The sequence below is a fragment of the Streptomyces sp. NPDC096079 genome (assembly GCF_040303145.1).
Taxonomy (GTDB): Bacteria; Actinomycetota; Actinomycetes; order Streptomycetales; family Streptomycetaceae; genus Streptomyces.
The window spans coordinates 579,322-600,098 of sequence record NZ_JBEOST010000001.1 but is presented as its reverse complement, the minus strand read 5'-3'; the positions used below and the strand labels follow the sequence as shown (position 1 = coordinate 600,098).

General features: G+C 71.1%; 24 protein-coding genes, 4 tRNA genes and 1 pseudogene. 20 read left to right on the top strand and 9 right to left on the bottom strand.

Annotation, left to right across the window (positions count from 1 at the left end):
- Positions 1–23: 23 nt before the first annotated feature.
- From mscL to ABTY59_RS02885, 3 genes are all read left to right on the top strand, one after another.
- Positions 24–473, top strand: coding sequence for a large conductance mechanosensitive channel protein MscL (gene mscL, locus ABTY59_RS02895; RefSeq protein WP_352017086.1), 450 nt, complete (start codon positions 24–26; stop codon positions 471–473).
- A gap of 162 nt (positions 474–635) precedes the next feature.
- Positions 636–1,499, top strand: a complete 864-nt coding sequence (htpX, locus tag ABTY59_RS02890; RefSeq protein WP_352017085.1) for a zinc metalloprotease HtpX — start codon at positions 636–638, stop codon at positions 1,497–1,499.
- Positions 1,496–1,900: a YccF domain-containing protein gene (locus ABTY59_RS02885; RefSeq protein ID WP_352017084.1), complete on the top strand. Its 405-nt coding sequence runs from the start codon at positions 1,496–1,498 to the stop codon at positions 1,898–1,900. Before htpX ends, ABTY59_RS02885 begins: the two co-directional genes overlap by 4 nt.
- Before the next feature lie 33 nt (positions 1,901–1,933).
- Here ABTY59_RS02885 and ABTY59_RS02880 read toward each other — a convergent pair whose 3' ends face one another.
- From ABTY59_RS02880 to ABTY59_RS02865, 4 genes are all read right to left on the bottom strand, one after another.
- Positions 1,934–3,172 carry an APC family permease gene (locus tag ABTY59_RS02880; protein ID WP_352017083.1) on the bottom strand — a complete coding sequence of 413 codons (1,239 nt, stop codon included), beginning with the start codon at positions 3,170–3,172 and terminating at the stop codon, positions 1,934–1,936.
- 10 nt (positions 3,173–3,182) lie between these two features.
- Complete coding sequence (locus ABTY59_RS02875) at positions 3,183–3,815, bottom strand: alpha-ketoglutarate-dependent dioxygenase AlkB family protein (RefSeq protein ID WP_352017082.1); 633 nt, start codon at positions 3,813–3,815, stop codon at positions 3,183–3,185.
- Positions 3,812–4,333, bottom strand: coding sequence for a methylated-DNA--[protein]-cysteine S-methyltransferase (locus ABTY59_RS02870; RefSeq protein ID WP_352017081.1), 522 nt, complete (start codon positions 4,331–4,333; stop codon positions 3,812–3,814). The genes ABTY59_RS02875 and ABTY59_RS02870 overlap by 4 nt, the downstream gene beginning before the upstream one ends.
- A gap of 106 nt (positions 4,334–4,439) precedes the next feature.
- Positions 4,440–4,931: a YajQ family cyclic di-GMP-binding protein gene (locus tag ABTY59_RS02865; protein ID WP_352017080.1), complete on the bottom strand. Its 492-nt coding sequence runs from the start codon at positions 4,929–4,931 to the stop codon at positions 4,440–4,442.
- Between the two features lie 172 nt (positions 4,932–5,103).
- On the opposite strand from ABTY59_RS02865, the gene ABTY59_RS02860 reads away from it, so the two are divergent.
- Positions 5,104–5,185, top strand: a tRNA-Tyr gene (locus ABTY59_RS02860).
- Positions 5,186–5,247: 62 nt separating this feature from the next.
- On the opposite strand, the gene ABTY59_RS02855 is transcribed toward ABTY59_RS02860, so the two are convergent.
- Both ABTY59_RS02855 and ABTY59_RS02850 read right to left on the bottom strand, forming a co-directional pair.
- Positions 5,248–5,904, bottom strand: a complete 657-nt coding sequence (locus ABTY59_RS02855) for an NAD(P)H-binding protein (protein ID WP_352017079.1) — start codon at positions 5,902–5,904, stop codon at positions 5,248–5,250.
- A gap of 2 nt (positions 5,905–5,906) precedes the next feature.
- The gene (locus ABTY59_RS02850) at positions 5,907–7,187 is read right to left on the bottom strand and encodes an amidohydrolase family protein (protein ID WP_352017078.1); all 1,281 of its coding nucleotides are present in this window, start codon (positions 7,185–7,187) and stop codon (positions 5,907–5,909) included.
- A gap of 207 nt (positions 7,188–7,394) precedes the next feature.
- Between ABTY59_RS02850 and ABTY59_RS02845 the strand changes: the two genes are divergently transcribed.
- The 8 genes and pseudogenes from ABTY59_RS02845 to ABTY59_RS02810 all read left to right on the top strand — a co-directional run.
- A tRNA-Thr gene (locus ABTY59_RS02845) sits at positions 7,395–7,467 on the top strand.
- 44 nt (positions 7,468–7,511) lie between these two features.
- Positions 7,512–7,584 (top strand) — tRNA-Met (locus ABTY59_RS02840).
- An 88-nt stretch (positions 7,585–7,672) separates the two neighbouring features.
- A complete protein-coding gene (gene rpmG, locus ABTY59_RS02835; protein ID WP_003956487.1) occupies positions 7,673–7,837 on the top strand; it encodes a 50S ribosomal protein L33 in 165 nt (54 codons plus the stop codon).
- Between the two features lie 82 nt (positions 7,838–7,919).
- Positions 7,920–8,372 carry an FAS1-like dehydratase domain-containing protein gene (locus ABTY59_RS02830; RefSeq protein ID WP_352017077.1) on the top strand — a complete coding sequence of 151 codons (453 nt, stop codon included), beginning with the start codon at positions 7,920–7,922 and terminating at the stop codon, positions 8,370–8,372.
- 2 nt (positions 8,373–8,374) lie between these two features.
- The gene (locus ABTY59_RS02825) at positions 8,375–8,803 is read left to right on the top strand and encodes a MaoC family dehydratase (protein ID WP_352017076.1); all 429 of its coding nucleotides are present in this window, start codon (positions 8,375–8,377) and stop codon (positions 8,801–8,803) included.
- Positions 8,804–8,894: 91 nt separating this feature from the next.
- The gene (locus ABTY59_RS02820; RefSeq protein WP_352017075.1) at positions 8,895–9,464 is read left to right on the top strand and encodes a TetR/AcrR family transcriptional regulator; all 570 of its coding nucleotides are present in this window, start codon (positions 8,895–8,897) and stop codon (positions 9,462–9,464) included.
- 95 nt (positions 9,465–9,559) lie between these two features.
- Entirely contained in the window at positions 9,560–11,107 is a 1,548-nt protein-coding gene (locus ABTY59_RS02815; protein ID WP_352017074.1) for an MFS transporter, read from the top strand.
- 98 nt (positions 11,108–11,205) lie between these two features.
- A pseudogene (locus tag ABTY59_RS02810) lies at positions 11,206–12,282 on the top strand (UDP-N-acetylmuramate dehydrogenase); the annotation flags it as partial.
- Positions 12,283–12,328: 46 nt separating this feature from the next.
- Here the strand turns inward: ABTY59_RS02810 and ABTY59_RS02805 are convergent.
- Positions 12,329–12,961, bottom strand: a complete 633-nt coding sequence (locus tag ABTY59_RS02805; RefSeq protein WP_352017073.1) for an NAD(P)-dependent oxidoreductase — start codon at positions 12,959–12,961, stop codon at positions 12,329–12,331.
- 86 nt (positions 12,962–13,047) lie between these two features.
- Here ABTY59_RS02805 and ABTY59_RS02800 point away from each other — a divergent pair, with 86 nt between their 5' ends.
- Entirely contained in the window at positions 13,048–13,647 is a 600-nt protein-coding gene (locus ABTY59_RS02800) for a TetR/AcrR family transcriptional regulator (protein WP_352017072.1), read from the top strand.
- On the opposite strand, the gene ABTY59_RS02795 is transcribed toward ABTY59_RS02800, so the two are convergent.
- Together ABTY59_RS02795 and ABTY59_RS02790 are read right to left on the bottom strand one after the other, a co-directional pair.
- Positions 13,637–14,656: an adenosine deaminase gene (locus ABTY59_RS02795; protein ID WP_352017071.1), complete on the bottom strand. Its 1,020-nt coding sequence runs from the start codon at positions 14,654–14,656 to the stop codon at positions 13,637–13,639. The two genes, ABTY59_RS02800 and ABTY59_RS02795, sit on opposite strands and share 11 nt — an antisense overlap.
- A 119-nt stretch (positions 14,657–14,775) precedes the next feature.
- The gene (locus ABTY59_RS02790; protein ID WP_352017070.1) at positions 14,776–16,002 is read right to left on the bottom strand and encodes a pyridoxal phosphate-dependent aminotransferase; all 1,227 of its coding nucleotides are present in this window, start codon (positions 16,000–16,002) and stop codon (positions 14,776–14,778) included.
- A 204-nt stretch (positions 16,003–16,206) separates the two neighbouring features.
- Between ABTY59_RS02790 and ABTY59_RS02785 the strand changes: the two genes are divergently transcribed.
- The 7 genes from ABTY59_RS02785 (at position 16,207) to rplJ (ending at position 20,695) form a co-directional block, all read left to right on the top strand.
- Positions 16,207–16,279, top strand: a tRNA-Trp gene (locus ABTY59_RS02785).
- Positions 16,280–16,382: 103 nt separating this feature from the next.
- On the top strand, positions 16,383–16,670 hold the full coding sequence (secE, locus tag ABTY59_RS02780; RefSeq protein WP_352017069.1) for a preprotein translocase subunit SecE: 288 nt from the start codon (positions 16,383–16,385) through the stop codon (positions 16,668–16,670).
- 44 nt (positions 16,671–16,714) lie between these two features.
- Entirely contained in the window at positions 16,715–17,587 is an 873-nt protein-coding gene (gene nusG, locus ABTY59_RS02775) for a transcription termination/antitermination protein NusG (protein WP_352017068.1), read from the top strand.
- A gap of 159 nt (positions 17,588–17,746) precedes the next feature.
- On the top strand, positions 17,747–18,181 hold the full coding sequence (rplK, locus tag ABTY59_RS02770) for a 50S ribosomal protein L11 (protein ID WP_015035536.1): 435 nt from the start codon (positions 17,747–17,749) through the stop codon (positions 18,179–18,181).
- A gap of 81 nt (positions 18,182–18,262) precedes the next feature.
- Positions 18,263–18,991: a 50S ribosomal protein L1 gene (gene rplA / locus ABTY59_RS02765; RefSeq protein WP_352017067.1), complete on the top strand. Its 729-nt coding sequence runs from the start codon at positions 18,263–18,265 to the stop codon at positions 18,989–18,991.
- A 126-nt stretch (positions 18,992–19,117) separates the two neighbouring features.
- Positions 19,118–19,915: an SCO4651 family lipoprotein gene (locus ABTY59_RS02760; protein ID WP_352017066.1), complete on the top strand. Its 798-nt coding sequence runs from the start codon at positions 19,118–19,120 to the stop codon at positions 19,913–19,915.
- A gap of 249 nt (positions 19,916–20,164) precedes the next feature.
- Positions 20,165–20,695, top strand: coding sequence for a 50S ribosomal protein L10 (gene rplJ / locus ABTY59_RS02755; RefSeq protein ID WP_030687887.1), 531 nt, complete (start codon positions 20,165–20,167; stop codon positions 20,693–20,695).
- Positions 20,696–20,777: the final 82 nt, after the last annotated feature.

Sequence of the window (20,777 nt, the reverse complement as noted above, 5' to 3'; positions counted from 1 at the left end):
GAAGAACCGAGGAGCAACACCCCGTGCTGAACGGATTCAAGGACTTCATACTTCGCGGGAACGTCGTCTCGATGGCCATCGGTCTGGCCGTCGGCTCCGCGTTCACGGCCGTGGTCACCGGCTTCAGCAAGGCGTTCATCACCCCGCTCATCGGTCTGGCGACCGGCTCCGTCGGTGACTTCAGCGAGGCCAAGTTCACCATCGGCAAGACCGACTTCCCCTACGGTCTGGCGATCGCCGCCGCCATAGCGTTCGTCATCACCGCCGCGGTCCTCTACTTCCTCATCGTCGTCCCCATGACGAAGATCCAGGAGAAGTTCGCCAAGGAGGAGGCGATGGACCCCAAGGCGGAGAAGCGCGACTGCCCCCGCTGCTTCACCGAGGTCCCGGCCATCGCCACCCGCTGCGCCCACTGCACGAGCGAGATCGAGCCGACCGTCCTCGGCCTGGACAAGATCCCGGCCGCCCGCTAGTGCCGTGACCGTCGGCTCACCCGTACGGCCCACACGGCACCCCGTGCGAGCTGGGGAACCCGCGGCTCTCGCCTGGCGTTGACCAGTACGGGAGGGTCCACTGGACGCGTGGACCACCGCGAGGAAAAGGGTTCCCCTGCCGCACCACTTGGAGGGCGTACCGTGCACCGCCGGCACAACGGGCTGAGGACCGCGGTCCTCCTCGGAGGGCTCTCGGCCCTCATCATCGTCATCGGCAGCTTCTTCGGACGTACGGGGCTGATCGTCGCGCTGCTCGTGGCGCTCGGCACCAACGCGTACGCGTACTGGAACAGCGACAAGCTGGCGCTGCGGGCCATGCGCGCCCGGCCGGTGAGCGAGTTCGAGGCCCCCGCGCTGTACCGGATGGTGCGCGAGCTCTCCACGCAGGCGCGGCAGCCCATGCCCCGGCTCTACATCTCGCCGACGCAGGCGCCGAACGCCTTCGCGACCGGCCGCAACCCGCGCAACGCCGCCGTCTGCTGCACCGAGGGCATCCTCGCGATCCTCGACGAGCGCGAGCTGCGCGGGGTCATCGGCCACGAGCTGAGCCACGTCTACAACCGGGACATCCTCATCTCCTCGGTCGCCGGAGCGCTCGCCTCCGTGATCATGTTCCTGGTCAACTTCGCCTGGCTGATCCCGGTCGGCCGCTCCAACGACGACGACGGCCCGGGCATCCTCGGCTACCTGCTGGTCCTCATCCTCGGCCCGATCGCCGCCTCCGTCATCCAGCTCGCCATCTCCCGCTCCCGGGAGTACGAGGCCGACGCCTCCGGCGCCCAGCTCACCGGGGACCCGCTGGCCCTCGCCAGCGCCCTCAGGAAGCTGGAGGCCGGGACGAAGCAGCTGCCGCTGCCGCCCGAGCCGCGGATCGAGACCGCGAGCCACATGATGATCGCCAATCCGTTCCGGCCCGGCCAGGGCCTCTCCAAGATGTTCTCCACTCATCCGCCGATGGCCGAGCGGATCGCCCGGCTCGAACAGATGGCAGGTCGACGCCCGTGAAGACCATCCTCAACATCATCTGGCTGGTGCTCTGCGGATTCTGGATGTTCCTCGGCTACATGGCAGCCGGGATCCTCCTCTGCATCACCATCATCGGCATCCCCTTCGGACTCGCCGCGTTCCGCATCGGCATCTACGCGCTCTGGCCCTTCGGGCACACGGTCGTCGACCGGCGCGACGCGGGCGCCCCGTCCTGCGTCGGGAACGTGCTGTGGCTGATCCTGGCGGGCTGGTGGCTCGCGCTCGGCCACATCACCACCGGGATCGCCCTCTGCATCACGATCATCGGCATTCCGCTGGGCATCGCGAACTTCAAGATGATCCCGGTGTCGCTGCTGCCCCTGGGCAAGGAGATCGTCCCGACGGACCAGGCGTACGGCTACGGCTACGGCACGCGCTGACGCCCCCTTCGCGCCCTACGCGTGCGGCGCGCCCTACGCGTGCGGCGGCACCGCACGGCCCCGGCTGACGGCCCAGGCCACCACGCCCGCCGCCATGACCCCCGAGCCCGCGAGCACCGAGCCCAGGGGGAGGGCGAAGGCGAGCGCGGCGCAGCCGGTGAGGCCGAGGGCGGCCAGGGCGCGGTCGCGGCCGCCCAGCGTCCACGCGCTGGCGTTCGCGATCCCGTAGTAGACGAGGACGCCGAAGGACGAGAAGCCGATCGCGCCGCGCACGTCCACGGTCGCCACGACGAGGGCCACCACGGCGCCCACGGCGACCTCTGCCCGGTGCGGCACCCGGTAGCGGGGGTGGACGGCCGCGAGGGCCGTCGGCAGGTAGGCGTCGCGGGCCATCGCCAGGGTCGTACGGGACACCCCGAGGATCAGTGAGAGGAGCGAGCCGAGCGCCGCGACGGCCGCGCCCACGGTGACCAGGGGCACCAGCCAGCCGGCGTCCGCCGCGCGGGCCGCGTCGGCGAGCGGCGCGGGGGAGGCGGCGAGGGCGGTGGGGCCGAGGACGGTGAGCACGCCGACGGTGACCAGGGCGTAGACGGCGAGGGTGATGCCGAGCGCGAGCGGCACCGCCCGGGGGATGGTCCGGGCCGGATCGCGGACCTCCTCGCCGAGCGTGGCGATCCGCGCGTACCCCGCGAACGCGAAGAAGAGCAAACCCGCGGCCTGGAGGACTCCGCCCGTCGTGAACTCCCCGCCGAGGGCGGCGACGCCCTTCTCGCCGGCCCCGAAGGAGACCGTGACGACGCAGGCGAGCACCGCGAGGACGAGCGCCACGATCACCCGGGTGAGCAGCGCCGACTTCTGAACTCCCCCGTAGTTGAGGGCTGTCAGGGCCACCACGGCGGCGACCGCGACCGCGTGCGCCTGCTCCGGCCACACGTACGCGCCGACGGTCAGCGCCATCGCCGCGCAGGAGGCGGTCTTGCCGGCGACGAAGGCCCAGCCGGCCAGGTAGCCCCAGAAGGAACCGAGGCGTTCGCGACCGTACACGTACGTGCCGCCGGAGGCGGGGTGGCGGGCGGCGAGCCGGGCCGAGGACATCGCGTTGCAGTACGCGACGACGGCGGCGGCACCGAGCGCCCAGAGCAGCCCCGCGCCGGAGCCGGCCGCGTCCGCGGCGGGCCCGAGGGCGACGAAGATCCCCGCGCCGATCATCGAACCGAGCCCGATCACGACCGCGTCGAAGAGGCCCAGGGAGCGGCGCAGTTCCGGTGTCATGCTCCGCACATTAGACGCTGAGGCCGGTCTCCCTGAGCGTGATGTTCAGGCGTCCGGCCAGGCCGAGGGCGGGTTCGGCGGTCCCCGGGAACACCTTGGGGACCCCGTGGTGAACCCACCGCGAAGCACCGCCGAAGACGAAGAGGTCCCCGGAGGCCAGATCGACGTCCCGGTACGGCCGGCCGCGGTTCTCCGCGTTCCCGAACCGGAACACGCACCGGTCGCCGAGGCTCAGCGACACCACCGGCGCTCCCGAGCGCTCCTCCCGGTCCTGGTGCATGCCCATGCGCGCCCCCGGCGCGTAGAAGTTCACGAGCGCCGTGTCGGGGGTGAAACCCCCGTGGTCCCCGTACGCCTCGACGAGCGCCTCGCGGCCGAGCGCGACGAGCCAGTCCGGCAGGGGGATCCCGACGGAGTCGAGGTAGCGGTACGGCACCCAGCGCCGGCCCAGGCACAGGGACCGCACGGACATCACGCCGCCGCCGGGGAGCACGGTCTGCCGGTACGGGACGGGGCCGCGGCCCCATTCCCGGCAGGCGTCCACCAGCTGCCGCCGGCGCGCGAAGGGGAGCCACGCGGGCACGTGCACCGCTCCGGGCGCCACGGTGACCCTCTCGCGGGGGAAGAGCCCGTCGCCGGTCACACGCGGGATCCTCCGAGGGCGCCTTCGAGGGCCCCTTCGAGTCCGAGGAGCCGCTCCTTGCGGTCGAGCCCGGCGGCGTACCCGCGCAGGTTCCCGTCGGCCCCGATCACCCGGTGGCAGGGCCGCACCACGAGCAGCGGATTGCGCCCGATCGCGGTGCCCACGGCCCGCACCCCGGCGCCGGCCGAGCCGACCCGGCGGGCGATCTCCCCGTACGAGACGGTCGTCCCGTACGGGATGTCCTCCAGGGCCCGCCAGACGCGCCGCTGGAACACGGTCCCGGCGTCGTCGGCCAGCGGCAGGTCGAAGCGGTCGCGCCGCCCGGCGAAGTACTCGTCGAGCTGCCGCGCGGCCTCGGTGAACGCCCCGGGCGCGAGCGTCCAGCCGTCCTCGACCGCGACGGCGCCCTTCTGCCCCGGCAGGGACAGGGAGCGCAGCACGGCACGGCCCCCTTCGGCGAGCTGCCCGACGAGGAGCATCTCGCCCAGGGGGCCGTCGACGTACGCGTACACGGTCATGACTGGTTCCTCTCCCCGCACGGGTCTTCCTGAGACCCAGTGTGCGGGGACCGCGGCGCGCGGGGCTGGCGGTATTCGGACACGACCGTCCCGGCCCGTGACGAGGTCAGCGGTAGTTCACGAACTGGATCGCGAAGTCGAAGTCCTTGCCCTTGAGCAGCGCCTGCACGGCCTGCAGGTCGTCCCGGCTCTTCGAGCTGACCCGCAGCTCGTCGCCCTGGACCTGCGCCTTGACGCCCTTGGGGCCCTCGTCGCGGATGGCCTTCGCGACCTTCTTGGCGTTCTCCTGGGAGATGCCCTCCTGGACGGAGGCGAAGAGCTTGTACTCCTTGCCGGACAGCTGCGGCTCGCCCTCGACCTCCAGCGACTTCAGCGAGATGCCCCGCTTGATCAGCTTGGACTGGAAGATGTCGAGGATCGCCTTGACGCGCTCGTCACCGCTCGCCTGCATCAGGATCTTCTCGCCCGACCAGGAGATCGAGGCGTTGGTTCCCTTGAAGTCGTAGCGCTGGGAGATCTCCTTCACGGCCTGGTTGAGGGCGTTGTCGACCTCCTGCCGCTCGACCTTGGAGACGATGTCGAAACTGGAGTCGGCCATGACTCGTGGCTCCTTGCTCGGATGCTGTGGGGTACCCCCAAAGCCTAGGGGGTGAGTCACCGGCCGAACCGCTGATCAATCCGGTGGCGAACCACCCCCGGGGATCAGGTATTGTTTACGTCGTTGCCGGGGAACACCGCAGAACAGCGGGGAACCACAGCAACGAACCCATGGCGATGTGCCCGAGTGGCCAATGGGAGCGGACTGTAAATCCGTCGGCTTAGCCTACCCAGGTTCGAATCCTGGCGTCGCCACGTGAAGAAGGCCCCCGGTGCTTGCGCCGGGGGCCTTCACTCGTTTCCGGGGGCGGGGCGGGTCAGTTGCCGGCCACGTCTTTCACCGCGACCGAGAGCGGGACCGAACCGGCGATCAGTTCCAGGGTGAGGCCGGCGGTCGCCGGGGTGTCGAGGAGTTCGGCGAGGACCGCGGCCACGTCGTCGCGGGGGACCGGGCCCCGGCCCGTGCGGGCTTCCAGGCGGACCATGCCCGTGCCCGCGTCGTTCGTCAGGGAGCCGGGCCGCAGGATCGTCCACTCCAGGCGCGTACGGGAGCGGACCTCGTCGTCGGCCGCGCCCTTGGCGCGCAGGTAGGCGTCGAAGATGTCGTCGCCCGGATGCGACGCGTCCGCGCCCATCGAGGAGACGACCAGATAGCGGCGCACGCCCGCGCGTTCCGCCGCGTCGGCGAACAGGACGGCCGCCGCCCGGTCCACCGTGTCCTTGCGGCCGGCGCCGCTGCCCGGCCCCGCGCCCGCCGCGAAGACGGCCGCGTCGGCGCCCTGGAGCACCGCGGCGACCATCTCGACCGACGCCGACTCCAGGTCGAGGACGACGGGCTCGGCGCCCGCCTCCCGCAGGTCGGCGCCCTGTTCCGGCGTGCGGATGATCCCCGCGACCTCGTGCCCGGCCGCCGAGAGCAGCCTCTCCAGGCGCAGGGCGATCTGTCCGTGTCCTCCAGCGATGACGATGCGCATACTCACGACCGTACGACGGGACCGGCCGGAGGGCTTCCCGGCTCGGGCGGCCGCTCCGGGCGCGCCTGGCGCGGCAGGTCCAGGGCCGCCGCCGAGTCGCAGTACTCCCGCACCGCGCTCGTCCGCGCCACCACCCGCCCCCGGTGCACCACGATCCGGCTGTACGCCAGGGACAGCACGCCCGCCAGGCGCTCGCCGCGCACCGCGAGCAGCTCCGCCGGGAAGCCGGCCTCCACCCGCACCTCGGGGAGGCCCATCACCGCCCGCGCCTCCGCGCCCACCGCCGCGTACGCCTCCTGGGGGGCCAGACCGCCCAGCGAGGCCAGCAGGTAGGCCGCCTCCAGCGGGTCACCGCGCCCCACCGGATTGGCCACGTCCCGCAGCGTTCCGCTGCCGGCCGCGACCCGCACCCCGGCCGCCCGCAGCAGCCGCACCGGGGCCGCGCCGCGCAGCTCCGTGCCCCCGCAGCCGCCCTGCGGCAGGCACACCACCGCCACCCCGGCCGCCGCCAGCTGGTCGGCCGCGCGGCGGGCGGCCTCGGACGGGAGCCGGGAGAGCCCCGCGCACGGCCCGATCGTCACCCCGGGCCGCAGCCCGCCCGCCATCGCCGCGAGCCGGGCCAGGCGCGCCGGGTCGTCCCCGTCGGTGTGCAGGTCGACCGGGGCGCCGTGCTCGGCGGCGACGTCGAGCACGGCCTCCACGTAGCCCGCCGGGTCCGGGTCGAGGTCCGGGCAGCCGCCGACCACCCCGGCGCCCATCTTCACCGCGTCCCGCAGCATCGCGAGCCCGTCCGCGCCCGCGACGCCCGTGAGCAGCCGGGGCACCGCGACGGCCGTCAGGTCGGCGAGGCCGCGCAGCGAGCGCCGGGCCTGGAGCACGGCTTCGAGCGGGCCGAGTCCGTGGACGTCGCCGATGCGCACGTGCGCGCGGAGCGCCGTCGCGCCGTGGCCGAGCTGGAGCAGGGCCGCCTCGGTGGCCCGCCGCTGCACCTCCTCGGGGGCGTACGAGACGGGGCCGGGGGTGTCGGCGGAGAGCGCGGTGTCGGCGTGGGCGTGCGGTTCGGCGGCGGCGGGCAGCAGCAGATAGCCGCCGAGGTCGACCCGCGCGCCCGCGGTGGTGAGGCTGCCCGCGGTGCCGACGGCCTCGATCCGGCCGCCGGCGAGCCGCACGTCCACCGTCCGTCCGTCGCCGAGCCGCGCGTGGGAGAGCAGGAGCGAGGTCGAGTCGGCGGTGGTGGCGGCCCCGTCCTCGGGCGGCTGGGGCTGCTTGCTGTCGGCTGACATCAGGCTCCTCAAGGCTCCTCAAGGGTCAAGATCACGAAGGGTGGGGCCGAGCCTAGGGGCGCTCGGAGCGACCTTCGAGGAGGAGCGCAATAGTCGTACCGATGAGGCCACGAGTGGCGTACGGGACGCCTGGTGAGGGCCGTCGCGAGGCCGTGGGGAAACGGATTTGGGTGATGGGCCGGAGACCGTGTAATGTCTTCCTCGCTCGCCCCAATAGCTCAGTCGGTAGAGCGTCTCCATGGTAAGGAGAAGGTCTACGGTTCGATTCCGTATTGGGGCTCTGGTGAGAGGGATCCCGTCTTCGGACGGGGTCCGGATCATCAAAGCGGTGTAGCTCAGTCGGTAGAGCAAGCGGCTCATAATCGCTGTGTCACCGGTTCAAGTCCGGTCACCGCTACAGACAGTAGCCGATTGTGGGGTCGGTCCTTCGATCGGCTACTCTTCTATGCGTTCATCCGTCCATCCGTCCGTCAAGGAGCACTCACGTGGCTGCCACCGACGTCCGCCCGAAGATCACGCTGGCCTGCGTGGAGTGCAAGGAGCGGAACTACATCACCAAGAAGAACCGGCGTAACAACCCGGACCGTCTTGAGATGAAGAAGCACTGCCCTCGCTGCAACTCGCACACTGCGCACCGCGAGACGCGCTAATCAGGCTCGTACACGAGGCCGTCCCCACTCGGGGGCGGCCTCGTGTCGTTTGTCGGCAACAAATCCAGGAGGTATCGAGTCCATGGCGCTCGACCAGTCCTTCGTGGGCCGGACCTATCCGCCCACCGCGCCCTACGAGGTCGGCCGCGAGAAGATCCGCGAGTTCGCCGAGGCGATCGGTGACGCCAATGCCGCGTACACCGACACCGAGGCGGCCAAGGCGCTCGGACATTCCGATGTGATCGCCCCGCCCACTTTCGTGTTCGCCATCACCTTCAAGGCGGCCGGCGCCGTCATCGAGGACCCGCAGCTGGGCCTCGACTACAGCCGCGTCGTCCACGGCGACCAGAAGTTCGCCTACACCCGGCCCGTTCGCGCCGGGGACCGGCTCTCGGTCACCTCCACCATCGAGGCGATCAAGTCCCTCGCAGGCAACGACATCCTGGACATCCGCGGAGAGGTCCACGACGCCTCCGGCGAGCACGTCGTCACCGCCTGGACCAAGCTCGTCTCCCGCGCACCCGAGGGGGCCTGACCATGACCGCGAAGATCGCCTACGACGAGGTCGAGGTCGGCACCGAGCTGCCCGCGCAGACCTTCCCCGTGACCCGCGCCACCCTCGTCCGGTACGCGGGTGCCTCCGGGGACTTCAACCCGATCCACTGGAACGAGAGGTTCGCGCGCGAGGTCGGCCTCCCGGACGTCATCGCCCACGGCATGTTCACCATGGCCGAGGCGATCCGCGTCGTCACCGACTGGACCGGCGACCCCGCCGCCGTCGTCGAGTACGGCGTCCGCTTCACCAAGCCGGTCGTCGTCCCCAACGACGACACCGGCGCCCTGATCGAGGTCTCCGCCAAGGTCGCCGCCAAGCTGGACGACCAGCGGGTGCGCGTCGACCTCACGGCGACCTCCGCCGGGCAGAAGGTCCTGGGCATGTCCCGGGCCGTCGTGCGACTGGCCTGACCCCGGATTCCGGGTGGGGGCGGCCGTCCCGACGAGGCCGCCCCTTTTCCCGGGTTGACGAAGGTAGTGATTGAGTACTAACTTTCTATGCATGGTCAGGATGAGCGCAGAGGAACGGCGCGAGAGCGTGATCCGCGCCGCGATGAGGGAGTTCGCCCGGGGCGGCTACCACGGCACCTCCACGGAGGCGATCGCCCGCCGTGTCGGCGTCTCGCAGCCGTACCTCTTCCGGCTCTTCCCCGGAAAGAAGGCGATCTTCCTGGCGGCGTCCGAACGCTGCCTGGCGGACACCCGGCGGGTCTTCGAGGAGGCCGCCGAGGGGCTGTCGGGGGAGGAGGCCCTGCACGCCATGGCCAACGCCTACACCCGGCTCATCGCCGAGCAGCCGGAGCGGCTCCTGATGCAGATGCAGGTGTACGTCGCGGTGGCCGCCGCGGAGGAGGCCGGCGACCACGAGTTCGGCGAGGCCGTCCGGGCCGGCTGGATGGAGCTCTGGGAGACCGTCCATCTGCCGCTCGGCGCCGACGTCGGCGAGACCACGACCTTCCTGGCGTACGGCATGCTCATCAACAACCTCGTCGCCATGGGATTCCCGCCCGAGCACCGGGTCTGGGAGGGGTTCTACCCCTCGGCCCGGCGCCTCGGACGGCTGGAGAAGTAGTGCACCCGGGCTCCGGCCCGGGACCGGCCCGCGCGCCGGCCGACCCCTGTTCGTAGAAGTTAGTCATCAATAACTAACCCGAAGGGTGAGCAGCAATGAACCAGCCCGCAGCCCGCCGCGGCTCCGCCGCCTGGGCCCTCGTCATCACCAGCGTCGCCGGCTTCATGGCGGCCCTCGACAACCTCGTCGTCACCACCGCCCTGCCCTCCATCCGGGAGGACCTCGGGGGAGGACTGCACGACCTCGAATGGACGGTGAGCGCCTACACCCTCACCTTCGCCGTCCTGCTCATGTTCGGCGCCGCCCTCGGCGACCGCTTCGGCCGCCGCAGGCTCTTCGTCGCCGGGCTCGCCGTCTTCACCGGCGCCTCCGCCGCCGCCGCGCTCGCCCCCGGCATCGACGCGCTGATCGCCGCCCGCGCCGTCCAGGGCGTCGGTGCCGCGATCATGATGCCGCTCACCCTCACCCTGCTCACCGCGGCCGTCCCGGCGGCCAGGCGCGGCATGGCGTTCGGCATCTGGGGCGCGGTCAACGGCCTCGCCGTCGCCGCCGGCCCGCTCATCGGCGGCACCCTCACCGAGCACATGTCCTGGCAGTGGATCTTCTGGCTGAACGTCCCGCTCGGCCTCGCCCTCCTGCCGCTCGCCCGGCTGCGGCTGGCCGAGTCGTACGGCGTCGGCGCCCGGCTCGACATCGCCGGCACCCTCCTCGCCAGCGGCGGCCTGTTCGGCATCGTGTACGGACTGATCCGCGGTCCGCTCGACGGCTGGACCTCCGCCACCGTGCTCACCGCGCTGATCGCCGGCTCGGCGCTCATCGGCGGCTTCGTCCACCACGGCATCCGCAACAAGGCGCCGATGCTGCCCATGCGGCTCTTCCGCAACCGCGCCTTCTCCGGCATCAACGCGGCCAGCCTGCTGATGTTCCTCGGCATGTTCGGCTCGATCTTCCTGCTCAGCCAGTACATGCAGGGCGTGCTCGGCTACTCGCCCACCGAGGCGGGGCTGCGGATGCTGCCCTGGACCGGAATGCCGATGATCGTCGCGCCGATCGCGGGCGCCCTCTCCGACCGGATCGGCGGCCGGCCGGTCGTCGCCGCGGGCCTCGCCCTCCAGGCGCTCGGCCTCGCCTGGTTCGCCCTGGTCCTGACCCCCGACGCCTCGTACGCCGCCCAGCTCCCCGCCCTCGTCGTGAGCGGCATCGGCATGGCGCTGTACTTCGCCCCCGCGGCCAACCTCGTGATGTCCAGCGTCCGCCCCTCGGAGCAGGGCATCGCGTCCGGCGCCAACAACGCGCTGCGTGAGGTCGGCGGCGCGCTCGGCGTCGCCGTCATGGCCTCGATCTTCACCGCGCAGGGCGGATACGAGTCGGGCCGCAGCTTCGTCGACGGCCTGGTCCCCGCGCTGTGGGTCGGCGCCGGGGCGGTGGCACTCGGCGCGGTGGCGGTGCTCTTCGCCCCCTCGCGGCGCCAGGAGGCCCGACGCACGGCGGAGACGGAGTCCGAGGTGCTGTCCGCGACGCCCTCCGAGGCCGGTGTCGCGGCCGGGACCGAGGCCGGTGTCGAGGCCGGGACCGATGCGGAGTCCGCGGCCGGGGCCGGGACCGGGGCCGACGCCGGGAAGCCGGGGCTGATCACCGCGTGACGGCACCCCCGGTGCCGCGCGAGGGCGCCGCGGCACCGCGCCGCGCACGGCCCCGCCACTCCCGGCGGGGCCGTCGCCTTTTCTCCTGCCGCGACCGCGCCCGTACGCTTGAGCCCGTGCAGCAGATCGCAGACGCCCCCCTCGCGCCCCTGACCACCTTCCGGCTGGGCGGCCCCGCCACCCGGCTCGTCACGGCGACCACCGACGACGAGGTGGTCGCCGCCGTCCGCGAGGCCGACGCCGCGGGCACCCCGCTGCTGATCATCGGCGGCGGATCCAACCTGGTCATCGGGGACAAGGGCTTCGAGGGGACCGCGCTGCGCGTCGCCACCACGGGCGTCACCCTCGACGGGACCCGGCTGGAGGTCGCCGCCGGTGAGGTCTGGACCGACGTCGTCGCCCGGACCGTCGAGGCCGGGCTCGCCGGGATCGAGTGCCTGGCCGGCATCCCCGGCTCGGCCGGCGCGACCCCGATCCAGAACGTCGGCGCCTACGGGCAGGACGTCTCCGCCACGATCACCGAGGTCGTCGCCTACGACCGGCGCGCCGAGGAGACCGTCACCCTCACGAATGCCGCGTGCGCCTTCTCGTACCGGCACAGCCTCTTCAAGGACCAGCCCGACCGGTACGTGGTGCTGCGGGTCCGCTTCGGCCTGGAGGACGCGGACGGGATGTCCGCGCCGGTCAAGTACGCCGAGACCGCCCGCGCCCTGGGCGTCGGGGCCGGGGACCGGGTGCCCCTCGCCGCCGCCCGCGAGACCGTCCTGAAGCTGCGCGCGGGCAAGGGCATGGTCCTGGACCCCGAGGACCACGACACCTGGTCCGCCGGATCCTTCTTCACCAACCCGATCCTCACGGCGGGGGAGTACGAGACCTTCCTCGCGCGCGTGGCCGGGCGGCTCGGCCCGGACGTCACGCCGCCGGCCTTCCCCGCGGGCGCGGACGGTGCCGTGAAGACCTCGGCCGCCTGGCTGATCGACAAGGCGGGCTTCACCAAGGGGTACGGCTCCGGGCCCGCCCGGATCTCCACCAAGCACACGCTCGCCCTGACCAACCGCGGCGGGGCGACCACCGAGGACCTCCTGGCCCTCGCCCGCGAGGTCGTCGCCGGCGTGCGCGAGGCCTTCGGGGTCACCCTCGTCAACGAGCCCGTCACCGTGGGCGTGGAGCTCTAGGGGCTGTTTCGGAAGTCCCGCACCGCACAGGACTTTCGAACACCCCCTAGTACGCGACCCCGACGCCCTGCCTGACCGTCGCGAGGTCGTCGATCATCGCCAGCATGGCGTGCGCGACGTCCGCGCGAGCGAGGGAGCGGCCCCGGGGCGGGGTGCCGCCGACGACCGCGCGGTACTGCCCGGTGCCCTGCCCGTCCGTCAGCTTCGGCGGGCGCACGGAGGTCCAGTCGGCGCCGCTCGCGGCGAGGTCGGCCTCCATGACCCGCAGGTCGGCGTAGACGTCCTTCAGGACGGCGTTGACGATCGAGAGCACCGCCCGGTCGACGAGGGCCTGGCCGTCCGGGACCGGGCCCAGCGGGGCCGCGCTGACCACCAGGAGCCGGCGCGTCTTCTCGGCCTCCATCGCGGTGAGCACCGAGCGGGTCAGCCGGGCGGCCACGCCCGCGTCGGCCCGGGTCCGTGCGCCGAGGCCCGAGAGCACCGCGTCGCGGCCCGCGACGGCGGCGCGCAGCGCCTCCGGGTCGGTCAGGTCGTCCCGGCGGACCGTCAGACGGGTGCCGGTCACCGTGAGCCGTGCCGGGTCGCGCACCACCGCCGTCACCTCGTGCCCCGAGGCCAGCGCCTGCCGGACGATCTCCTGGCCGATGCCGCCGGTCGCGCCGAAGACTGTGAGCTTCATGTCGCACCCTCCTGGGTGGGTAAGTATTCACTCACCTCCAGGGTGAGTGGATACTCACCTAGACGTCAAGCGTGGCTGGAGGATGCATGGATCAGAAACCGACCCGGACCCGGATCGTCGACGCCGCCCGCGACCTCATGCGGACGGCGGGGCTCGCCCGCACCACCACCAAGGAGATCGCCAAGGCGGCCGGCTGCTCGGAAGCCGCGCTCTACAAGTACTTCAGCAGCAAGGAAGAGCTCTTCCTGACCGTCCTGAACGAGCGCCTGCCGCAGCTCGGCGGGCTCCTCGGCACCCTCGCCGCCGACCCCGGCGGCCGCACCGTGGAGGAGAACCTCGTCGAGGTCGCCCGGCAGGCCGCCCTCTTCTACGAGCAGACCTTCCCGGTCGTCGCGTCCCTGTACGCCGAGCCGCAGCTCAAACGGCGCCACGAGGAGGCCATGCGCACGTACGGCATGGGCCCCCACAAGCCCATCGAGGGCCTCGCCGCCTACCTCCGCGCCGAGCAGCGGCACGGCCGCGTCAGCGCCGACGCCGACCCGGTCGCCACCGCGTCCCTGCTCCTCGGGGCCTGCGTGCAGCGCTCCTTCGCCTGGGAGATGAGCCCCGACCGCAGGCCGCCGGACTCCCTCGACGACTTCGCCCGCGCGCTCGCCCGCACCCTGCTGAAGGGGATCAGCCCGTGATCCAGTCGTCGATCCCCGCGAGCAGCTTCGCCTGCACGTCCGCGGGCGCCGCCGAACCCCGCACGGACTGACGGGCCAGCTCGGCCAGCTCCGCGTCCGTGAAGCCGTGGTGACGGCGGGCGATCTCGTACTGCGCGGCGAGCCGCGAGCCGAAGAGCAGCGGGTCGTCCGCGCCGAGCGCCATCGGCACCCCGGCCTCGAAGAGCGTCCGCAGGGGCACGTCCTCGTGCTTCTCGTACACCCCGAGGGCCACGTTCGACGCGGGGCACACCTCGCAGGTCACGCCCTTCTCGGCGAGCTTCCGCAGCAGCCGCGGATCCTCCGCCGACCGGACCCCGTGGCCGACCCGCGCCGCCCGCAGATCGTCCAGGCAGTCCCGTACGGAGGAGGGCCCCGTCAGCTCGCCGCCGTGCGGGGCCGCGAGCAGGCCGCCGTCGCGGGCGATCGCGAAGGCCCGGTCGAAGTCCCGGGCCATGCCCCGCCGCTCGTCGTTGGAGAGCCCGAAGCCGACCACGCCCCGGTCGGCGAAGCGCACCGCGAGCCGGGCCAGCGTCCGTGCCTCCAGGGGGTGCTTCATCCGGTTCGCCGCGACCAGCACCCGCATCCCGAGCCCGGTCTCCCTGGAGGCCGCGTCGACCGCGTCGAGGATGATCTCCAGGGCCGGGATCAGCCCGCCGAGGTGCGGGGCGTACGAGGTCGGGTCGACCTGGATCTCCAGCCACCCCGAGCCGTCCCTGACGTCCTCCTGGGCCGCCTCCCGGACGAGCCGCTGGATGTCCTCGGGGGAGCGCAGGCAGGAGCGGGCGATGTCGTAGAGCCGCTGGAACCGGAACCAGCCTCGCTCGTCGGTGGCCCGCAGCTTGGGCGGGGTGCCGCTCCTGAGCGCCTCCGGGAGGTGCACGCCGTACTTGTCGGCCAGTTCGAGCAGCGTCGTGGGCCGCATCGAACCGGTGAAGTGCAGGTGCAGATGGGCCTTGGGCAGCAGGGTGAGATCGCGTACGTGCTCCATTGGCCGATACTGCCGCACTCGAATGGACGAATGAAGTCCATTTCCCCGATCGGGACCTTGCTAGAACGCAAAAACGGGCCCCCGGTTCCGGAGAACCGGGGGCCCGCACCTCAGGAGGATCAGGCCTTCGCCTCGGCGAGGAGCTTCTGGATCCGGGACACGCCCTCCACCAGGTCCTCGTCGCCCAGCGCGTACGACAGGCGCAGGTAGCCCGGGGTGCCGAAGGCCTCGCCCGGGACGACCGCGACCTCGGCCTCGTCCAGGATCAGGGCGGCGAGCTCGACGGAGGTCTGCGGGCGCTTGCCGCGGATCTCCTTGCCGAGGAGGCCCTTCACCGACGGGTACGCGTAGAACGCGCCCTCGGGGGTCGGGCAGTACACGCCGTCGATCTCGTTCAGCATCCGCACGATCGTCTGGCGGCGGCGGTCGAAGGCGGTGCGCATCTCCGCGACCGCGTCCAGGTTCCCGGAGACGGCGGCGAGCGCGGCCACCTGGGCCACGTTGCTCACGTTGGACGTGGCGTGCGACTGCAGGTTCGTCGCGGCCTTGACGACGTCCTTCGGGCCGACGATCCACCCGACGCGCCAGCCCGTCATCGCGTACGTCTTCGCCACGCCGTTCACCACGATGCACTTGTCGCGCAGCTCGGGCACGATCGTCGGCAGCGAGGTGAACTTCGCGTCGCCGTAGACCAGGTGCTCGTAGATCTCGTCCGTCAGGACCCACAGACCGTGCTCGACGGCCCAGCGGCCGATCGCCTCGGCGTCCGCCTCGCTGTACACCGCGCCGGTCGGGTTCGACGGCGACACGAAGAGGACGACCTTGGTCTTCTCCGTGCGGGCCGCCTCCAGCTGCTCCACCGACACCCGGTAGCCCGTGGTCTCGTCGGCGACGACCTCCACCGGGACACCGCCGGCGAGGCGGATCGACTCGGGGTACGTCGTCCAGTACGGCGCCGGGACGATGACCTCGTCGCCCGGGTCGAGGATCGCGGCGAAGGCCTCGTAGATCGCCTGCTTGCCGCCGTTGGTCACCAGGACCTGGGAGGCGTCGACCTCGTAACCGGAGTCGCGCAGCGTCTTGGCGGCGATCGCGGCCTTCAGCTCGGGCAGACCGCCGGCCGGCGTGTAGCGGTGGTACTTCGGGTTCTTGCAGGCCTCGACGGCCGCGTCGACGATGTAGTCCGGGGTCGGGAAGTCGGGCTCACCCGCGCCGAAACCGATCACCGGGCGCCCGGCGGCCTTGAGGGCCTTGGCCTTGGCGTCGACGGCGAGGGTGGCGGACTCGGAGATCGCACCGATCCGGGCGGAGACCCGACGCTCGGTGGGAGGGGTAGCAGCGCTCATGCGGCCATCGTCCCAGACCGCCTCCGGGCCCGGCACACAGGTTTCACGGACCGGACAGGACCGGTCATTACCGGTCGTACGCGCGTCCGACGGCAGGTCGGCGCGCTTTCTGTTCGACGTAGGGGCCCCTGACCACGTATGCTCACTCCTCGTTGGCCCGCACCGACCACATCTCACGATGCGGTACGTTGGGGGCACCGACAAAGGGTCGTAGCTCAATTGGTAGAGCACCGGTCTCCAAAACCGGCGGTTGGGGGTTCAAGTCCCTCCGGCCCTGCTACACACACCGCCAGGTGTTGTGCGCATGTACGTACTTCATTGCACCGCCGTGCGGCTCCACCCGGGCGCGGCACGGCCGACCCGGAATCAGGTGAGAGATCGTGACGGACGCCGTAGGCTCCATCGACATGCCTGATGCCGACGACGAGACCTCAGAGTCGAAGAAGAAGTCCCGCAAGGGCGGGAAGCGCGGAAAGAAGGGCCCTCTGGGCCGTCTCGCGCTCTTCTACCGCCAGATCATCGCCGAGCTCCGCAAGGTCGTCTGGCCCACGCGCAGCCAGCTGTCGACGTACACCACCGTGGTGATTGTCTTCGTCGTCATCATGATCGGCCTCGTCACCGTGATTGACTATGGCTTCCAGGAAGCAGTCAAGTACGTCTTCGGCTGACTTTTTGTTCCACCCCATCTGTATCGCAGGAAGAAGCAGCCACCGTGTCTGACGCGAACCTGAACGACGCCTTCGAGTCCGAGTCCGTCGAGGACGAGCTGGACATCGTCGAGGCCGCCGACGAGGACGTCGAGGACGTCGAGGTCGACGCTGCAGAGGACGCTGCGGACGAGGACGACGTCGAGATCGACGAGACCGTCGACGCCGACGAGGACGAGACCGACGAGGTCGAGGACGCCGAGGCCGAGGCCGAGGACGCGGAGGAAGAGACCGAGGAGGAGGCCGAGCCGGCCGCCCCGGTCGACCCGGTCGCCGCGCTCCGCGAGGAGCTCCGCACCCTCCCCGGCGAGTGGTACGTCATCCACACCTACGCGGGCTACGAGAAGCGCGTGAAGGCCAACCTCGAGCAGCGCGCCGTCTCGCTCAACGTCGAGGACTTCATCTACCAGGCCGAGGTCCCCGAGGAAGAGATCGTCCAGATCAAGGGCGGCGAGCGGAAGAACGTCAAGCAGAACAAGCTCCCCGGCTACGTCCTCGTCCGCATGGACCTGACGAACGAGTCCTGGGGCGTCGTCCGCAACACCCCCGGCGTCACCGGCTTCGTGGGCAACGCCTACGACCCGTACCCGCTGACCCTGGACGAGATCGTCAAGATGCTCGCCCCGGAGGCCGAGGAGAAGGCCGCCCGCGAGGCCGCCGAGGCCGAGGGCAAGCCGGCTCCCGCCCGCAAGCTGGAGGTCCAGGTCCTGGACTTCGAGGTCGGCGACTCGGTCACCGTCACCGACGGCCCGTTCGCGACCCTCCAGGCCACGATCAACGAGATCAACCCGGACTCGAAGAAGGTCAAGGGCCTCGTCGAGATCTTCGGTCGCGAGACCCCGGTCGAGCTGAGCTTCGACCAGATCCAGAAGAACTGATCTCACCGTCTTCCGACCAGGTCAGAGTGGCTGTCAAAAGCCGCTCTGACCTGCTCGGTTTTTAGCCGCACGTCTATACCCGTTATCGTTGTGCGGTATGCCTCCATCCGGATGACCGGATGGCGGGCTGAACACTCTCACTAGGACCCGGAGAGAGCAATGCCTCCCAAGAAGAAGAAGGTCACGGGGCTTATCAAGCTCCAGATCAACGCCGGTGCGGCCAACCCGGCCCCGCCGGTCGGCCCCGCGCTCGGTCAGCACGGCGTCAACATCATGGAGTTCTGCAAGGCCTACAACGCCGCGACCGAGTCGCAGCGTGGCATGGTCGTGCCGGTGGAGATCACGGTCTACGAAGACCGCACCTTCACCTTCATCACCAAGACTCCGCCGGCCGCCAAGCTGATCCTCAAGGCCGCGGGTGTGGACAAGGGCTCCGGCGAGCCGCACAAGACCAAGGTCGCCAAGCTCACGGCCGCCCAGGTCCGCGAGATCGCCACGGTCAAGCTCCCCGACCTCAACGCCAATGACCTGGACGCCGCGTCCAAGATCATCGCCGGCACCGCCCGCTCCATGGGCATCACGGTCGAGGGCTGATCACCCCCCTCTCGTGACCTTCAGTGGTAGGGCCGGCGCGGCCCGCACCACGACTCCACACCTGAACCAACAGGAGAAGCAGTGAAGCGCAGCAAGGCTCTCCGCACCGCGGACGCCAAGGTGGACCGCGAGCGGAACTACGCTCCCCTCGAGGCCGTCCGCCTCGCCAAGGACACCGCCACCACGAAGTTCGACGGCACCGTCGAGGTCGCCTTCCGCCTGGGCGTCGACCCGCGCAAGGCCGACCAGATGGTCCGTGGCACCGTGAACCTTCCGCACGGCACCGGTAAGACCGCCCGGGTCCTGGTCTTCGCGACCGGTGACCGTGCCGAGGCCGCGATCGCCGCGGGCGCCGACATCGTCGGCTCCGACGAGCTCATCGACGAGATCTCCAAGGGCAACCGCCTGAACGAGTTCGACGCCGTGGTGGCCACCCCGGACCTCATGGGCAAGGTCGGCCGCCTCGGCCGCGTCCTCGGCCCGCGTGGTCTCATGCCGAACCCCAAGGTCGGCACCGTCACCCCCGATGTCGCGAAGGCTGTCAACGACATCAAGGGCGGCAAGATCGAGTTCCGCGTCGACAAGCACTCGAACCTGCACTTCATCATCGGCAAGGTCTCCTTCGACGAGACGAAGCTGGTCGAGAACTACGCCGCGGCGCTGGAGGAGATCCTCCGTCTGAAGCCGTCCGCCGCCAAGGGCCGCTACATCAAGAAGGCGACCCTGACGACGACCATGGGCCCCGGCATCCCGCTGGACTCCAACCGCACCCGTAACCTCCTCGTCGAGGAGGACCCGGCCGCGGTCTGAACCTCACCGGTTCGCTGAGTGGTCACGCCGGCCCCGCACCTCTCCGGAGGCGCGGGGCCGGTTTCTTGTACGAGAACGATCAAGGGGTGGGGACGAGTGGGGAACGGCTTCCGATGGAGGCACGCCGTGGTGGCGCTGGCCGTCGTGGCGGGTGTCGCCGGGTGCCAGGACGGCGACAGCGGTACGAAGGCGGCCGGGGCGTCCGCGACGGCGCAGCCGAGCGCGCAGCGCACCCAGAGCCCGGAGGAGGCCGCGAAGGCCGTCCGGGCCGCGTACACCAAGGCCGCGGCCGCGAAGAGCGCCAGGGTCGAGATGCGCCTCAACGTGGGCGACGACAGGGCGCCCGGCGGCAGCACGTTCACCGGGGTCCAGGCATGGGGGCCCTCGGCCGCCGATCTGAAGGTCTACGACTCGTCGTACCTGGCCGACATCCCGGGAGCCCCCGTCGAGACGTTCGTGCGCTCCGTGGGCGGTGCCACCTACGTGGACCTGGGGACGGGGCTGTCCGCGCAGACGGGCGGCAAGCGCTGGCTGAAGGTGGAGGCCGCGTCCGCCGCCGGGGACGAGCTGACGCTCCAGCTGACCGGCGGCCTGGCCGCGGTGAACACGGACCTGCCCAAGGAACTCGGCCTCCTCGCCGGGTCGCCGGCGCTCCAGCACGTCGGCCCCGCGACGCGCGGCGACTTCAAGGGCGCCCAGGGCTACGAGGGCGAACTCCCCGGGGGCAAGCTCATGCAGGTCTGGATCGGTGCGGACGGGTACCCGGTGAAGACGGTCGTCCACACGCCGACCCCCGGGGGCGGAGCCATGACCTCGCTCAGCACGACGTACTCCGGCTTCGGCACCAAGGCCGCCTTCCGGACCCCGCCCGCCGAGGACACCGTCGCCTTCCCGGACCTCCTGAAGCGCCTCGCCCGGGGCTGATTTGCTCCCGGCCCAGGCCGTCACGTACTCTTCCACAGAAGCCAAAGACCGCTGGTCGTTGCTGTGCCCTACCGGGTGCGGTGGCCGAAGGATCCGCTCACGACGGACGACCCGCGCAGGTGACTGTGGAAAGTTCCCGGATTTCACGATCCGGTCGAGCTCAGCCCCGTGCGCCTGCGCCCGGGGCGTTTTGTTTTGTTCAGTCCCCTTCTGAGCGGTCCTCATCACCCGGAAGGAGGCCGAAGCACTATGCCGACGCCCAACAAGGCTGCATCGGTGGCCGAGCTCAAGGACGCGTTCCAGAGCTCCAACGCCGCCGTGCTGACCGAGTACCGGGGTCTCACCGTGGCGCAGCTCAAGACGCTGCGTCGTTCGCTCGGTGAGAACGCCCAGTACGCCGTGGTGAAGAACACGCTGACCAAGATCGCGGCCAACGAGGCCGGGATCACCGCACTGGACGAGCACTTCGCTGGTCCGACCGCGGTCGCCTTCGTCACCGGTGACCCGGTGGAGTCGGCGAAGGCTCTGCGTGACTTCGCCAAGGAGAACCCGAACCTCATCATCAAGGCCGGTGTCCTTGACGGTAAGGCTCTCTCCGCCGACGACATCAAGAAGCTTGCGGACCTCGAGTCCCGCGAGGTTCTGCTCAGCAAGCTGGCCGGTGCCTTCAAGGGCAAGCAGTCTCAGGCTGCCTCGCTCTTCCAGGCGCTGCCGTCGAAGTTCGTCCGCACCGCGGAAGCGCTTCGCGTCAAGCTCGCCGAGCAGGGCGGTGCCGAGTAATTCGGCTCGCGCATTGATCCGCGCCGCCTAGTGCGCGGGTCGTAGCGGGCCGTTACGCCCGCCTCTATAGACACATCGGCAC

Excerpts from the sequence above, each read along its gene's own strand:
- ABTY59_RS02870 (WP_352017081.1), bottom strand. The coding sequence starts at position 4,333 with ATGACCGTGTACGCGTACGTCGACGGCCCCCTGGGCGAGATGCTCCTC.
- ABTY59_RS02820 (WP_352017075.1), top strand. The coding sequence starts at position 8,895 with ATGGTCAGGATGAGCGCAGAGGAACGGCGCGAGAGCGTGATCCGCGCC.
- ABTY59_RS02815 (WP_352017074.1), top strand. The coding sequence starts at position 9,560 with ATGAACCAGCCCGCAGCCCGCCGCGGCTCCGCCGCCTGGGCCCTCGTC.
- ABTY59_RS02850 (WP_352017078.1), bottom strand. The coding sequence starts at position 7,187 with ATGTCAGCCGACAGCAAGCAGCCCCAGCCGCCCGAGGACGGGGCCGCC.
- ABTY59_RS02800 (WP_352017072.1), top strand. The coding sequence starts at position 13,048 with ATGGATCAGAAACCGACCCGGACCCGGATCGTCGACGCCGCCCGCGAC.
- ABTY59_RS02795 (WP_352017071.1), bottom strand. The coding sequence starts at position 14,656 with ATGGAGCACGTACGCGATCTCACCCTGCTGCCCAAGGCCCATCTGCAC.
- rplK (WP_015035536.1), top strand. The coding sequence starts at position 17,747 with ATGCCTCCCAAGAAGAAGAAGGTCACGGGGCTTATCAAGCTCCAGATC.
- rplJ (WP_030687887.1), top strand. The coding sequence starts at position 20,165 with ATGCCGACGCCCAACAAGGCTGCATCGGTGGCCGAGCTCAAGGACGCG.
- ABTY59_RS02825 (WP_352017076.1), top strand. The coding sequence starts at position 8,375 with ATGACCGCGAAGATCGCCTACGACGAGGTCGAGGTCGGCACCGAGCTG.
- ABTY59_RS02880 (WP_352017083.1), bottom strand. The coding sequence starts at position 3,172 with ATGACACCGGAACTGCGCCGCTCCCTGGGCCTCTTCGACGCGGTCGTG.
- ABTY59_RS02855 (WP_352017079.1), bottom strand. The coding sequence starts at position 5,904 with ATGCGCATCGTCATCGCTGGAGGACACGGACAGATCGCCCTGCGCCTG.
- ABTY59_RS02865 (WP_352017080.1), bottom strand. The coding sequence starts at position 4,931 with ATGGCCGACTCCAGTTTCGACATCGTCTCCAAGGTCGAGCGGCAGGAG.
- ABTY59_RS02790 (WP_352017070.1), bottom strand. The coding sequence starts at position 16,002 with ATGAGCGCTGCTACCCCTCCCACCGAGCGTCGGGTCTCCGCCCGGATC.
- ABTY59_RS02830 (WP_352017077.1), top strand. The coding sequence starts at position 7,920 with ATGGCGCTCGACCAGTCCTTCGTGGGCCGGACCTATCCGCCCACCGCG.
- ABTY59_RS02805 (WP_352017073.1), bottom strand. The coding sequence starts at position 12,961 with ATGAAGCTCACAGTCTTCGGCGCGACCGGCGGCATCGGCCAGGAGATC.